The organism is Streptomyces sp. NRRL F-5122 (assembly GCF_001507435.1).
Taxonomy (GTDB): domain Bacteria; phylum Actinomycetota; class Actinomycetes; order Streptomycetales; family Streptomycetaceae; genus Streptomyces; species Streptomyces lannensis.
In genome coordinates this window covers 229,599-243,680 of sequence record NZ_LMWH01000116.1, presented here as the reverse complement: position 1 = coordinate 243,680, position 14,082 = coordinate 229,599, and the positions used below count along the sequence as shown (strand labels likewise).

The window sequence follows — 14,082 nt, the reverse complement described above, 5'->3', positions numbered from 1 at the left end:
TGTCCTCTCGAGCCGCCGAGCCCACTCGGGCACGCATACAAAGCGCGCCTTCCCCGTGCGCCCACTCGTACGCCGGCGAATCCCGGACCGCGTGGCCGGGACATGCCGTTCTCGCCATCCGCCGCCGCCTCTGGTCCAATGACGAGGACCAACTCCCCGGCAGCGAGCGGCACACCCAGATGAACTTCGACAACCTGCTGAAGCGGGCCGCGTCCCTGGTGGGACCCGGACCTCGTGCGATCCTCGGCATCACCGGCAGCCCGGGGGCGGGCAAGAGCACGCTCGCCCGGCAGGTGGTGCGGGAACTGAACGGCGACGGGCCGCCGTGCGTGGCGTACGTGCCCATGGACGGCTTCCACCTGGCCGACGTGGAACTCGACCGCCTGGGCCGTCGCGACCGCAAGGGCGCGCCCGACACCTTCGACGCCGCAGGGTACGCGGCGCTGCTCGATCGGCTGCGGACTGAGGACGACGAGACCGTGTACGCGCCGGGCTTCGAGCGCGTGCTGGAACAGCCGATCGCGGGCGCGGTCCCGGTGCTCCCGGCGGTTCGGCTGGTCGTCACGGAGGGCAACTACCTGCTGCTGGACAGCGGTGCCTGGGGCCGGGTCCGCCCACGGCTGGACGAGGTGTGGTTCTGCGAGATCGACGAGGAGGAGCGCATCCGGCGCTTGGTGGCCCGCCACGAGGAGTTCGGCAAGGACCACGGGACGGCGGTGGCGTGGGTGCTGGGCACCGACCAGCGCAACGCGGACCTGGTGGCGACGACCAGGGACCGTGCGGACCTGATCGTTCCGGGCACGGCGCTGCCCGCGCCCTGCGCTCCGAGCGGTGGGCCCGAACCACTCCGTTGATCCTCCGGACGGGCTCTCACCCGTGCAGCGTCAGTTCCGGATCCCCGTGGGCATCGCCGTCGATCCCGCCGATCAGCGCGGTGAACGCCTCGGTCCGTACGGCCAGCCCCTGTGCGCCCGACTCGAAGGCGGGCGTGAACGGGCCTTGCGTGCCGTACCGCACGGCGAAGACGTGCAGGTCCTGCGGTGCACCGGCCGCGGGGCCGGCCTCGAGCGCCGAGGAGGACACCAGACGGCGCCAGCCCTCGTCGGGGTCGCCGTAGCCCCGCGGGTCGGCGGCCAGTGCGAAGGCCGCCTGCTCCTGAGTGGTCTCCGTGCGGGCGTCGAAGTGGTCCGGGGCCTGTCCCCGCGGGTGGGTCAGGCGCAGGTCGCCCGCGGAGGCCACCTCCGCCTCGGCCGTCCTGCGCACCCGGTCGCCGTCGTCGGTCGCGTACGGCAGCCCGGCGAGCAGGTAGGGCTGCGCACCGAGCCGTTCCACAGCGACCGTGACCCACAGACTCGTGCCGTCGGTGACGTACAGGGACCGCACATGGCGCAGGACACGGTCGCGGTCGACGACCGGCTTCGTGACCAGTTTGGCCGCCAGGTCCGCGGTGCGGACGTCCCGCACCCTCACCTCACCCATCGGCCGGCACAGCAGGAATCCGTCGACGACCGGTCCGAAGCCGTGCCGCCGGTCCACCGCGCCCGCCAGGCAGTATGTGCCCGCCGCCTCTATCAGCGCCGGGGTCATACGGTCGTCGAAGGCGACCGACACGGTGCCGGCGCGCAACTGGTGGCGGGCGACCGTGGTGGAGGGTGTGCGGTGCCAGCGGGTCGGGTCCTGGATCTGCCAGACGAGCATGAAGGCGAAGTGGCCGTCCATGCCGCCGTCCGGATGGACGGCATGCCGTCCCCATCGGGTGTCGCCCCGGTAGCGGCCCAGATCGGAGGCGATGCGCCGGCTGAAGTAGCGCAGCCCCAGCACGGATTCGAAGCCGGAGTGCTGTTCGCTGTAGCGCGGGCCGCCGATGTCGAAACCGCCGTTGGTCAGGCGTGCGTCGATGTAACGGGCCAGCGCCTCGCCGTCCCGGGCGAAGACCTCCTCGCCGCTGATCCGGTGCGCCTGGGCGAGGAAGGAAAGGGAGATCGGGCCGTAGTTGTTGTCGTAGGCGCCACCGTGCTCAGGCGGCAGCAGCGCGCCCCGGTCCCGTACCCGGCGGGCCCGGATCTCGTCCGCGTACAGGGCCAGCGCCCGCGCGCGGACCTGCTCGCCCTCGGCCGGCGGGAGGTGCCGCGCGAGCATCAGTCCGCCCACGACGCATCCGATCGCCTGGTTGCCCGCCTGCTGCGGGTTGAAGAAGGTCGCCTCGGTCAGCCAGCGCCAGTAGCCGTGTGCCACGACGAGGAGATCGTCGCGCTGCGCGCCGTCCAGGAGTCCGTCCGCCGCGTCGAGGACGTTGACCGCCTGGAGCAGCGCCCACACCGTGCTCGGCCAGTCGCCGATGGGGTGGGCTCCCGCTTCGAGGACGTAACGGGCGCACGGGAGATGCGAGTTCCGGAACCTCAGGTTCGGGTAGCCGGGATTGTCCTGTGTGTAGACCCGCTCGCGCAGATGGAAGGCCAGGCTGCGGCGCACCGCTTCGGGCACCCGCGGGTCCTGTGTGCGCTGCCATGCGAGAGCGAGCAGCGCGGTGATGCCGAGCGAGGTGTCCCCGATGTCGAGCACGGCACCGGGGTGTTCGAGGTTTCCCTCCGGCGTGATGCGTTCCAGAGCCTCCTCGGTGACCTCGGCGAGGACGGTGTCGTACGCCACCGGGGTGTCTGCCAGGTCGTGCAACGGACCGCGCTGGTAAGGGAGATGCACGTCGGTGAACCCTTCATCCCGGAGGTCGCAAGGCCTTCCACCAGCTTCGGCCGGAGGGTCAGGGAGCAGATGAGCGCCGAGAGGAGCGCGAGCGTCGGCACGGCGAACATCGCGCCCCGGGAGCTTCCTTTCCGCCGCTCATGTCGGACCGTGAGGCGGCCCGCTTGCTCGGGCGCCAACGGGACGAGCCCGTCGGCGCTTCACCGCGGCACGGGAGGTTGCGGTACGAGTGCGCCGGTGACGGCGTGGATGCCTCGGGCCACGGCGAGGCGGGCGGCCCCGGCTACCGTGCCGCTCTCTCCGACCGCGCAGCCGGCCACCTCGGTGGGCAGTCCCAGGCGGTCGAGTTCGGCCCGCACGCCGGGCAGCAACTGCGGGTTGGCGCCGATACCGCCGCCGAGGACGATCAGACCGGGGTCCAGTACGGCCGTGACCGCGGCGGCCACTCGGCCCACCTCGCGGGCGTGCTCCTCGACGAAGGAACGGGCCTTGGCGTGTCCCCCCCAGGCGAGCGCGAAGAGTTCCACGGCGTCGTGCGGCGCAGGGCCGTCGGCGGCGGTCCAGGCGGCGGTGACGCGCCGGACGAGGGAGCCGGCTCCGGCGTACTCCTCCAGACCCTCCGGGACCGGCTCGTGTCCCGAGCCCCAGGGATAGGGAAGGCGGGCGATCTCCCCGGCCGCGCCGGAAGCCCCGCGCAGCACCCGGCCCCCGGCCACGATGCCGAGCCCGATGCCGTGACCTACCTGGAGATAGCAGAAGATGTCGCGGCCGCGGGCCGCACCCTCGTGGAGTTCGGCGAGGGCGGCGCAGTTGACGTTGTTCTCGATCCGGACGGGGACACCGGCCGGCAAGCCGAGCGTGTCCACGGCGGTGGCGACGGCCGGGGTCGCGGGGCGTACACCCGAGCCGCCGGCATCCCTGGCGATGTCCGGGACGGCCACGACCGCGGCCCGCAGCGGCCCCGTCGACAGTTCGCCGAGGACTGCGCGCACGGTGTCCGCGGGCCGCGGGTCGCCGTAGGTGGTACGGGCGGCGAGAACGGTGCCGTCGAGCGCGCAACCGCGGACGGCGGTGTGGGTGGAGCCGAGATCGACGGCGAGAACGGTGCCCGCGGCCGGGCCGAGGCGGTAGACGGCGGCCGAGCGTCCGGTCGCACCGTGCGCGGTGCCGGACCGTGCGGCAAGACGGGTGCCCTCAAGCTCCGCGACCGCGGAGGACACCGTCGGCTTGGACAGGCCCGCCAGGTGGGCCAGTTGGGGACGGGTCGCACGGCCTGCCCCGGCCAGCACAGCGAACACCGCGCCCGCGCTGGCACTCGGCCGAGGACCTGCAGCAACGTCGTGCTCCACGATTCCCTCGCAGGTGCGGCCGCGCTCCCGGGGACGCTGGTCCGCGGAAGGACGGCGACGGATCTCGGGTCCGGTGCGTCCGGGCCGCGGCCCGCTCCGCTGTCGGGGTACGCGGCCCGTCTTGACGCACCCTACTTGGTTAGTTAATTTCCTAACGAAATCAGGGTACTCACCTGCCGTGTTCCGCCGGAAGCCCGTACCGGTGCACTCGATGTCCCCGACTCCCGTTCGCCCGGGCACGGTTCACCCACCGCCCGTACCACGGCGCGACGATCGAAAGAGGATCCGTGCAGGACTCCACACCCCTTGTGGTCGGCATCGACGTGGGCGGCACCAAGACGCATCTGCGCGCCCTGACGGGGAGTGGAACGGTCGCCGATCACGTCCGCCCGAGCAGTGGCTGGCGGCCGCACGAGCCGGCGGCGGCAGCCGACTGGCTGACCGCCCTGATCCATGCGGCCCTGCCGCACGGCGCCTCTCCCTCGGCGATCGCCGTCGGCGGGCACGCCTGCGAGACTCCACGCCAGTGCGAGCACATACGCGCCGCCCTCCACCAGCGGCTGGGCGTGCCCGTGGCGGTGGTGGGCGATGCCGAACTCCTCGTGCCCGCGGCAGGTCTCGACAAGGGTGTCGGCCTTGTCGCGGGCACGGGTTCGGTGGCGGTGGGCCGGCTCTGCGACGGCACGGCCGTCCAGGTCGGGGGCTGGGGCGCGGTGCTCGGGGACGAGGGCGGTTCGGCGGGTCTGGTGCGGGAGGCCGCACGGGCCGTCTGGGCGGCGCACGACCGCGGTGAGGCACCGGACGAGCTGGCGCTGCGGCTGATCGCCGCGTTCGCGGTGAGCGAGGTACCCGCGCTCGGCGCGGCGTTGGAGGGTGCGGCGGACGTGTCCGCGGAGTGGGGTCGCCATGCGCCGGCCGTGTTCGCGGCCGCCGAGGCCGGTTCACACCTCGCCCGGGAGGTGATCGCCGAGGGCGGCAGATCGCTCGCCGCGCTCGTCGTGCGGCTGGCCGAACGCGGGGTGCCGGTCGACGACGTCGTGGTCGCGGGCAGCACCGTACTGGCCCAGCCCGTCCTGTACGGCGCCTTCACCGCCTCGCTCCGGACCCTGCTTCCCGGGGCCCGGCCAAGGCCGCTGGACGCCGATCCCGTCGAAGGCGCGGTGGCACTGGCCCGTTCGCTCCTGTGACCGGGACGCCGCCGCGCGCCTCACGTCGAGGCCGCAGTCCTCACCCCGGGAGGACAGGCGTGTCGCGCCGGGGGAAACGCGACACGCCGTCCTCCCGGGGGGCACGGAGCCGTACGGCTCGGGGTGAGCGGCCGCCGTACGCGCGCCGTGCCCACTGCCGCACCCGCTAGAGCGTGGTGCGGGACTCGAGGTCGCGCCGGGTGTCGTTGCCGTACACCCCCGTCTCGTCGCCGCGGATGCCGTACCAGAGCTGGAAACGGGCGACGGCAGCGGTGAGCGTGGCGTCGTAGCGGCCGTCGATCGTGCCGTGGGCGTAGACGTCGGGGATCCGTGACAGGCGCTTCTGCAGTTCGGTCACCTCCGGTCCGCTGTCGCCCTCGCGCAGCGTGCCGGGTCCGTCGGGGTCGGTGCCCTGCTGCCGGTTCGAGGCGGTGGCGGGCGCACTCGGCGGCGCGGCCGCCTGCTGCCGCGCCGCACCCTTGTCCTGCGGGCCCGGGAGGAGCAGCGCGGCCCCGAAGCCGATGAGGGTGGCCGCGGTCACACCGACCGCGACTGCCGCGCGGCGCAGGGTGAGTCCGTCGTCGGACGGCACCCGGCCGCCGACGGGCGGCATGGGCGGTAGCTCCTGTGTGGCGTCCTCGGTGATGGGCGGTGCGACATGGACGACGACGGTTTCGTGGACCGGTTCCTGGGCGCGGGACTCGCGTTCCCGTAACTCCCGCACCAGTTCGGCGAGCGCTTCGGTGCGACGGCGGCGCACGACGTGGGTGGGTTCGAGCACCGGGCGCTTCGGCGGCTGCCCCGGCTCGGTCGGTGTCGCCACACTGCTCTCCTTCCGTCCGCTGTCTCCCGCCGTCCCCGAAGAGTGATACGTGGCCGCCCGCCGCCCGGTTCACCGGGAACGCTCGGTCGCGGTGAGAGCCGGTCGCGGGGTTCCGGTTCCTCGCCCCTCATCGATACCCCCTAGGGGTACAGTTCGACGCGATGTGACGGTGTGAGGCGGACGCGGAACCGGACGGTCGGGGAGAAGGGCATCCCTCATGTGGCATGCGATCGGGCACGCGTTGTCCATCACCGGCTCGATGACCTGGGAGATCGCCTGGGCGCTGATCCTCGGATTCACCCTGTCCGCCGTGGTGCAGGCGGTGGTGCGCCGGTCGACGATCGTCCGGCTGCTGGGAGACGACCGGCCGCGGACGCTCGCCCTGGCCTCGGGCCTCGGTGTGGCCTCCTCCTCCTGCTCGTACGCGGCGGTGGCCCTCGCGCGCTCGCTGTTCCGCAAAGGGGCGAACTTCACGGCGGCGATGGCGTTCGAGATCGCCTCGACCAATCTGGTGATCGAACTCGGCGTGATCCTCGCCTTGCTGATGGGATGGCAGTTCACCCTCGCGGAGTTCGTCGGCGGGCCTTTGATGATCGTGATCCTCGCCCTCCTGTTCCGCGCTCTGCTGCGCGAGCGACTTCTGCGCGAGGCCCGCGAGCAGGCCGAGCGGGGGCGGGCGGGGTCGATGGAGGGGCACGCGGCGATGGACATGTCGGTGGGGGGCGAGGGCGGCTTCCTACGGCGGCTGCTGACCGGCAAGGGCTTCACGTCGGTGGCGCACATCTTCGTCATGGAGTGGGCCGCGATCGTGCGGGACCTGGTGGTCGGCCTGCTGATCGCGGGCGCGATCGCCGCCTGGGTGCCGGACGACTTCTGGCGCACGTTCTTCCTGTCCGACCACCCGCTCGCGGCCAGGCTGGTCGGGCCGCTCGTCGGGCCGCTGGTGGCGATCACCGCCTTCGTGTGCTCCATCGGGAACGTGCCACTGGCGGTGGTGCTGTGGAAGGGCGGCATCAGCTTCGGCGGTGTGATCGCCTTCGTCTACGCGGATCTGCTGATCCTGCCGATCCTCAACATCTACCGGAAGTACTACGGCATGCGCATGGCCGGGTTCCTCCTGGCCACCTTCTATGTCGCGATGACGATCGCCGGATACGTGGTGGAGTTCGCCTTCGGCGGACTCGGACTGATCCCCGACCGGTCCGACGCCAGGATCCCCCACGAGGGCCCCACCTGGAACTACACGACCTGGCTCAACCTCGTGTTCCTGCTGCTGGCCGCGGCGCTGATCGTACGGTTCCTGCGCACCGGGGGCCCCGCCATGCTGCGGATGATGGGCGGCACACCCGACGGCGGCGGACACCAGGGGCACGACGTGATCCGAAACGGCGGTCACCACTGATCGGGACGGCACCGCAGGGCCGTCGCAGGGTGATCGCGACGTGGACGCACGGAAAGATCACCTCCCGCCTTTCCCCCGCGCGACCGAACCTCGATGATGGGGCGATGAGACGACGGGCACACCCGGACGAGAACTGGGCCGCACAGCCTGACCCCCTTCTGGCCCTCGCCCGGAAGGACTTGGCGTTCTACGACCGGCAGCGTGATCGCGCGAGGCGGGAGCACTACGCCACGGAGATCGGAGCCCTCGCGGCCACGTCGTCCACGGTCGTCGCGGCGGGACTGCACGCACCGGCGTGGCTGACCGCCCTCATCGCCGGCAGCGCGGTCTTCTTCACCGGTATGCGCCAGCTGTTCAACCCCGCTCCGCGCTGGGTGCTGGCGTCGCAGTCCGGCCAGACTCTGCGCAGGTCCGTCGACCGTTATCTGCTGCTCTCCGAGGCGGAGCGCGATACGGCGGCTCGGGCGGCGCTGCGGACGGCGATCGAGGAGGTGGGCGAGAACGAGTTGCGCGAGTGGGCCGACTCGCAGCGTGGTTCGGCACCGCCCGCCCCGACCGTCGGAGCCTGATCGGCGGTCGCACGCCCTCCGCTTGACGGTTCGTCACTCCCGCACCATGCACGGCCGCTTGTTGTCGAAGGTCCAGTCCTCGATCAGATACCGCATGCCCACGGCGTCGTCGCGGTCCGACAGGTCCATGCTGCGGTAGAGGTCGTGGGCGGCGAGGAGCCGCTCCCGGTCGAGCCGGACACCGAGCCCGGGGGCGTCCGGCAGGGCGACCTCGCCGCCGCTGATCCGCGGTGGGGCCGTGGTGAGGCGCTCCAGTCCCTCCTGCCAGATCCAGTGGGTGTCCAGCGCGTTGTACTCGCCGGGAGCCGCGGCCCCGCAGTGGGCCATCATCGCGAGGGAGATGTCGAAGTGGTTGTTCGAGTGGCATCCCCAGGTCAGCCCCATGGTGTGGCACAGCTGGGCCACCCTCACCGACCCCTGCATCGTCCAGAAGTGCGGGTCGGCGAGCGGGATGTCGACGGACTGGAGCGCCAGCGCGTGGGTGAGCTGGCGCCAGTCCGTGGCGATCATGTTGGTGGCCGTGGGCAGCCCGGTGGCCCGGCGGAACTCCGCCAGGATCTCCCGGCCGGAGTAGCCCTCCTCCGCACCGCACGGGTCTTCGGCGTAGGCGAGGGTGCCGACCAGGGGCCTGCACAGCTCGACGGCCTCGCGCAGGGACCATGCCCCGTTCGGGTCGAGGGTGATCCGGGCCTGCGGGAAACGCTCCTTGAGTGCATGCACCGCACGGACCTCCTCCTCCCCCGGCAGGACTCCGCCCTTGAGTTTGAAATCGCGGAATCCGTAACGGTCGTAGGCGGCTTCGGCCTGCCGGACGATCCCCTCTGAAGTGAGCGCCTCCTCGTGGCGGATCCGGTACCAGTCCACGCTTGCGTCGGGTTCGCGGACGTAGTCCAGGTCGGTGCGGTCGGGATCGCCGACGTAGAAGAGGTAGCCGAGGACGCGGACCGAGTCGCGCTGCTTGCCGTCGCCCAGGAGGGCGGCGACGGGCACCTCGAGATACTGCCCGAGGAGATCGAGGAGCGCCGACTCGACGGCGGTGACCGCGTGCACGGTCGTGCGCAGGTCGAAGGTCTGCTCACCCCGGCCCCCGGAGTCCCGTCCCGCGAACCTCTCCCCCATCTCGCGCAGGACGCGCTTGTAATCACCCGGACGGGCACCGACGACGAGCGGTTCGGCCTCGCGCAGGGTCCGGGTGATCTTCTCCCCGCCCGGCACCTCGCCGAGTCCCGTCCGCCCCTCGGAGTCCTCCAGGACGACGACGTTGCGGGTGAAGTAGGGGCCGTGGGCTCCGGAGAGGTTGAGCGCCATGGAATCCCGGCCGGCGACCGGATACACGGAGAAGGAGGTGATGGTGGGCCGGCTCATGGACGGGACTCCTCGGGACGGTGGCGGGGGCGGCAGTGGTCCGTGCGTGTCAGGCGTCGAGGATGTCCGGGATCGACTCCGTGGCCAGGACACCGCCCGGTCCGGGGACCACGAGGATCGGGCCGTGTCCATGAATGCCATCCCCCTATGAAGATAGCGTCTACACATGGAGATGGACCAGCGTCGCGAAGTCAGGGGGTGCGCACTGACGGACTGTGATCCGCCGTCCGGGCGCGACACGAGTCGTCCTCCGAACGGCCGGGGGTACCGTCGTCGGCGGGAGGCGCGCAAGACGCACGGGAGGGCGGCGCGGGCGCGGTCCGACCCGGAGCGGAGCACCGCGCCCGGTCCCGCCCGGGAATTGTTCGCTCGCCGCCGTTCCCCGGCGGCGAGGGGGTCACGCCGAGAGCGTGACCCGGATACCCACCGTCCCCTCCCGGCCCCGGCGCAGCCGGCTGCCGAGAAGGGTGAGACGTCCGAGGATGCCGTACTTGCGCCCGATGAGGTCCCGATAGCGGGCCGCGGTGGCCTGATCACCGATCTCGGCGGTGGCGGCGACCTGATCACCAGTCGGGTTGCCGCGCACGTCACAGGGGCCGACCAGGACTTCGGCGCGGGACCGGATCCGCTTCACCTTCCAGGAGTCCCCGGCGGTCCAGACGCCGAGTGCATCGCCGTCGCGCACCACCCACACCGGGGTGGCGACCGCCGTTCCGTTTTTACGGTAGCTGGTGACCAGCAGGTACTTGCCGGTTGCGAGCCGGTCCAGCGTGGCTTCGTCCATGGGGGGCAGTCTAGGCGGGGGGCGCTGCCGTGCGCAGGGTGCCGGTACGGCCGTACCGGCACCCTGGTGCCCTGGAGGTCCGTCAGGACAACTGGCCGTCGTAGTCGGGGAGCTTGAAGGTGCGCTCGGCGTGCCCGCCGACCAGGTCGGAGTCGTTGTTGCCGACGTTCGCGATGATCGTGTAGCCGAGGGCCTCGATCGCGGCGCGCTTGCCCGTCTTGTACTCACCGACCTCGTCGAATAGGTCCGGCAGATCGCGCACGTACAGACCGTCGACCGGGTAGCCCACGGCCTTGAGGTTCCACTTGGTCTCGGACGCGATGATGCCGGGGCGCGCGGTGACGAAGAAGACGGAGACACCGCGGGACTTCGCGTACTTCGCCAGCTCCAGGGAGGGCTTCACCGCGGGGGTGGGGAGCTGGTACCAGGGGTGGAAGTCCGTCTCCAGCGTGGTGTTGTCGATGTCGAAGACGATCGCCGTCTTCTGCCCGGCGGTGTTCGCCGTGCGCTGCTGGACGTACGGCGTCGCCTGGTCGATGACCGCCTTCACGTCCGCCTGCCAAGTGGCGTAGTCGACCTCGGCAGCCTGCGCCGCCGCGCTCACAGCGGTCCGCGCCGGCGCGGCGGAGGCGGTCTGCGCCGCCGTGACCGTGCCGCCGAGGCCCAGTGCCACGACCACCGAGACCGCACCGATCCGGCGTCCCACACCCGGTCTTGTCATGCCCGTCCCTTCTCTGGGGTCCAACTCGCGCCAGAGCGGCGACAGTTCCTCGACCGTCGCCGCCGCTCGCCATGTTCACGTCCAAGGATGGACGACAGACGACCGAAAAGTTACTCCCCGGTAGACAGTTACTCGCGAGTAGACACGTCCGCGCGCGCTCGCCGGCCGACGGGGGGTGCGCAATCGCCCGGCGGGAGTGGGCTCATGGCGTCCGTGCCGAAGGGCCGGCCGACGGTTCACCGCACTCCCGATGCGGGATGCTCCCTGTGGGACACAAGGCAGGGGGCCATGCGGTGACCTGGAGTGGCGGGAGTTCGGTCCGGGCGAGGACGGCGGGGCGACTGCTGGAAGTGGCCTGCGACGAGTCCGGGTCGGACGGCGAGAACCTCACGAGCGGGAACACCGACGTCTTCGCACATGCCGGTGTGCACCTCCCCCTCGCCTCGGCGGCCGCGTACGTCCAGGAGATCCGCGACCGGGTCAGGTCCCCCGCGGAGGAGTACAAGGCGACCCATCTTCTGAGGGAGAAGCACCGGTCGGTGCTGCAATGGCTGCTCGGTGACACGGGACCGCTGTACGGGCACGCCCATGTGGTGCTCGTGGAGAAGTCGTTCTTCGTCGTCGACCGGATGGTGGACCTGCTGCTCGGCGATCCTGCGGCGGCGCTCGTCCTGTTCCGCCAGGGTCCCGGCCGCTTCGGGAACGGACGATGGCGGCACTTCCTGGAGGCGTCCAACGACCTGATGCGGGTCAGGATGAACGGAGACCCGGCAGCCCCCGTCGACTCCTTCTACCACCTCGTCGACGCCATGCGCCGCACGCAGCCGCACGGCGACACCGGCGCGATCCTCCGCCTGCTGGGCCGAACGCGCGAGGCCGCCCTCGCCCATCGGGTACGGATCACCGAGAGCCCGACGGTGGTTCCCCTGCTGAACCCGCTGGTGCCCGCGATCATCCGGACCGCGGCGTACTGGGGAAGGGATGGGCGGTCCGTGGCGATCGTGCACGACGAACAGAACCTGCTCACACCGCGGCGCATCGCCTGGATCACGGAGGCGGCGCAGCTCTCCGGGCTCAGGCTGGTCGACTCACGACGGGACCCGAGGGTGCAGCTCGCCGACCTCCTCGCCGGGATCGCCCGGAAGATCGCTTCGGACGAACTGAACGAGCGCGACGACCGTGGGCTCATCGGGCTGCTGCGGCCCTACGTGGACGACGACTCGCTGTGGGGCGACGAGCGCAGCGGTGACTCGCTTATGCCGTCCTCCGCGTCGCCCACGGGGTGACTCGCACCGCCCGACGGTGAACTCCCGCACCCCGGCCCACGTATGTAGTGAGGGCGCTCGCCGACCGGAGCGCTCCGCGGTGGTCACGCCGTGCCGTTCGGGGTTCGGGAGCCATGGATGAGGCATGCACGACGACGGATCGTCCGGCGGGGGGCGCGCATCGCGGCCGTCGGCGGAGTGCTCCTGGGAGGCCTGATGGTCACCCAGGCCCTGGCCGCCGAACCGTCCGGCGCGCCGAGTCCCGGCGGCGCGTCCGCGCAGGGCACCTCCCGGACAGTTGCCGGGCTGATGTCACAGCTCGGCATGGCGCGCACCGCGGGCAGTTGGATCGGATCCGACGGGAAACCGGTCGTCGCCGTGACCGACCGGGCCGCGGCCGACCGGGTCACGGCCGCCGGAGCCCGGGCCGAGATGGTGCGGCACAGCATGGATCAGCTCAAGTCGGCCACCGTTGCGCTGAGTTCGGCGCCAAGGGTGTCGGGTACCGCCTGGTCCGTGGACTACCGGTCCAACCAGGTGGTGGTACAGGGTGACAGCTCCGTCTCCGCCTCCGACTGGTCCCGGATGACCCGGCTCGCCCACGACACGGGCGACTTCGTCCGCATGGAGCGCACCGAGGACAGGTTCACCACCCGGGTGAACGGCGCCCAGCCGGTCATCTCGGCAGGCGGCCGGTGTTCGGCCGGCTACAACGTGACCAACGGGCAGAGCGAGTTCATCCTCACCGCCGGGCACTGCGGCCCCGGCGGCACGCTCTGGTTCTCCGACAGCACGGGCCGGACGGTGGTGGGCCGTACGGTGACGTCGGAGTTCCCCGGCTCGGGCGACTTCTCGCTCATCCGGTACGAGAACGGTCAGGAGACACCCGGCGCGAACGTCGTGGCCATCGGCGACGGGCGCGGGGTGCGCATCGCGGGGACCGGGGATCCGGTCGTCGGGCAGCGGGTCTTTCGCAGCGGCAGCACCACCGGCCTGCACGACGGCCAGGTCACCGCGCTCAACGCGACGGTGAACTACCCCGAGGGAACGGTCACCGGCCTCATCCAGACCACGGTCTGTGCCGAACCGGGAGACAGCGGGGGCCCGTTGTTCTCCGAGGGCATCGCGCTCGGGGTGACGTCGGGCGGCAGCGGGGACTGCCGGTCGGGCGGCACGACGTTCTTCCAGCCGCTGACGACGGCGATGTCGGCGCTCGGGGTGCGGCTCACCGGGCCGTCAGAGGCTTCGGGGGACGCGACGAACCAGGCGCCCGCCGCCCCCGCACCGTCCACCTCGGCCGCGCAGGGTGCGGCCATCGCACCCGGTGCGGGGACTCCGGGGTCCGCGGGACCGGGCGCGGTCCAGGAGGTCGGCACCAAGGGCAGTTTCGTGACGCGGCTCACCGACGTACGCAACGTCGGACCGGGACTGCTGGTCATCGCGGGCAGTCTGGTCGCCCTGGTCGCCACCCGCTACATCCGCTCGGAACACGAGCGCAACGCCTACCGCCGGGCCTACTCCGGTACCTGGGGCTGAGCGGGAGGGGTGTGGACGGTCCCGGAGACGCCAGGTCGGTCAACGGGGGGGACGGCGCGCAGTGAGCGCCGTCAGGCCTTCACGCCGCCCGGGTGGGATCCGGGGAGACCGTCGCCCATTCCATGACGAGCCGCTGGTACTCCCGCCGCTCGTCCATGTTCAGCATCCCGCCGCTGCGGAACCACAGGGCCCGGATCTCCTCGTTGACCTCGTCGGCGGAGCGTTCCGCTGCGGGTTCAGGAGTAGTGGGCATGGCGTGAAGCATACGGGGCCCGACGTGAAGGCGATGTGAGCAATCAGGCACCTCCCGGCATTCCGGACCGTGAAGCTGATCACTCCGTACGCGTCCGGTCCGGCCGTCCCCGGGACGGCCGGACCGGG

The 14,082-nt window shown here is 71.7% G+C and carries 13 protein-coding genes; 6 read left to right on the top strand and 7 right to left on the bottom strand.

Annotated features, from left to right (window positions below; genetic code table 11):
- The first annotated feature begins 179 nt into the window (after positions 1-179).
- Positions 180-854, top strand: coding sequence for a nucleoside/nucleotide kinase family protein (locus tag ADL25_RS14150; RefSeq protein WP_059128056.1), 675 nt, complete (start codon positions 180-182; stop codon positions 852-854).
- Positions 855-870: 16 nt separating this feature from the next.
- Here ADL25_RS14150 and ADL25_RS14145 read toward each other — a convergent pair whose 3' ends face one another.
- Together ADL25_RS14145 and ADL25_RS14140 are read right to left on the bottom strand one after the other, a co-directional pair.
- Positions 871-2,700 (bottom strand): hypothetical protein, encoded by a 1,830-nt coding sequence (locus ADL25_RS14145; RefSeq protein WP_059128055.1) that lies wholly within the window; start codon positions 2,698-2,700, stop codon positions 871-873.
- Between the two features lie 200 nt (positions 2,701-2,900).
- A complete protein-coding gene (locus tag ADL25_RS14140; RefSeq protein WP_059128054.1) occupies positions 2,901-4,049 on the bottom strand; it encodes an ROK family protein in 1,149 nt (382 codons plus the stop codon).
- Between the two features lie 287 nt (positions 4,050-4,336).
- On the opposite strand from ADL25_RS14140, the gene ADL25_RS14135 reads away from it, so the two are divergent.
- Entirely contained in the window at positions 4,337-5,236 is a 900-nt protein-coding gene (locus ADL25_RS14135) for an N-acetylglucosamine kinase (protein ID WP_059128053.1), read from the top strand.
- 166 nt (positions 5,237-5,402) lie between these two features.
- Here the strand turns inward: ADL25_RS14135 and ADL25_RS14130 are convergent, their stop codons facing one another.
- Complete coding sequence (locus ADL25_RS14130) at positions 5,403-6,059, bottom strand: peptidoglycan-binding domain-containing protein (protein ID WP_059128052.1); 657 nt, start codon at positions 6,057-6,059, stop codon at positions 5,403-5,405.
- A gap of 217 nt (positions 6,060-6,276) precedes the next feature.
- On the opposite strand from ADL25_RS14130, the gene ADL25_RS14125 reads away from it, so the two are divergent.
- Positions 6,277-7,461 (top strand): permease, encoded by a 1,185-nt coding sequence (locus ADL25_RS14125; protein WP_059128051.1) that lies wholly within the window; start codon positions 6,277-6,279, stop codon positions 7,459-7,461.
- A gap of 104 nt (positions 7,462-7,565) precedes the next feature.
- A complete protein-coding gene (locus tag ADL25_RS14120; RefSeq protein WP_059128050.1) occupies positions 7,566-8,030 on the top strand; it encodes an SLATT domain-containing protein in 465 nt (154 codons plus the stop codon).
- 33 nt (positions 8,031-8,063) lie between these two features.
- Here the strand turns inward: ADL25_RS14120 and ADL25_RS14115 are convergent, their stop codons facing one another.
- The 3 genes from ADL25_RS14115 to ADL25_RS14105 form a co-directional block, all read right to left on the bottom strand.
- Entirely contained in the window at positions 8,064-9,395 is a 1,332-nt protein-coding gene (locus tag ADL25_RS14115) for an enolase C-terminal domain-like protein (RefSeq protein WP_059128049.1), read from the bottom strand.
- A 397-nt stretch (positions 9,396-9,792) separates the two neighbouring features.
- Complete coding sequence (locus ADL25_RS14110) at positions 9,793-10,179, bottom strand: PPOX class F420-dependent oxidoreductase (protein WP_059128048.1); 387 nt, start codon at positions 10,177-10,179, stop codon at positions 9,793-9,795.
- 82 nt (positions 10,180-10,261) lie between these two features.
- Positions 10,262-10,900: an HAD family acid phosphatase gene (locus tag ADL25_RS14105; RefSeq protein WP_059128047.1), complete on the bottom strand. Its 639-nt coding sequence runs from the start codon at positions 10,898-10,900 to the stop codon at positions 10,262-10,264.
- Between the two features lie 293 nt (positions 10,901-11,193).
- Here ADL25_RS14105 and ADL25_RS14100 point away from each other — a divergent pair, with 293 nt between their 5' ends.
- Together ADL25_RS14100 and ADL25_RS14095 are read left to right on the top strand one after the other, a co-directional pair.
- On the top strand, positions 11,194-12,186 hold the full coding sequence (locus tag ADL25_RS14100; protein WP_234380899.1) for a DUF3800 domain-containing protein: 993 nt from the start codon (positions 11,194-11,196) through the stop codon (positions 12,184-12,186).
- 117 nt (positions 12,187-12,303) lie between these two features.
- Complete coding sequence (locus ADL25_RS14095) at positions 12,304-13,701, top strand: S1 family peptidase (RefSeq protein ID WP_059128045.1); 1,398 nt, start codon at positions 12,304-12,306, stop codon at positions 13,699-13,701.
- Positions 13,702-13,780: 79 nt separating this feature from the next.
- On the opposite strand, the gene ADL25_RS14090 is transcribed toward ADL25_RS14095, so the two are convergent.
- Positions 13,781-13,966 carry a hypothetical protein gene (locus ADL25_RS14090; protein ID WP_059128044.1) on the bottom strand — a complete coding sequence of 62 codons (186 nt, stop codon included), beginning with the start codon at positions 13,964-13,966 and terminating at the stop codon, positions 13,781-13,783.
- Positions 13,967-14,082: the final 116 nt, after the last annotated feature.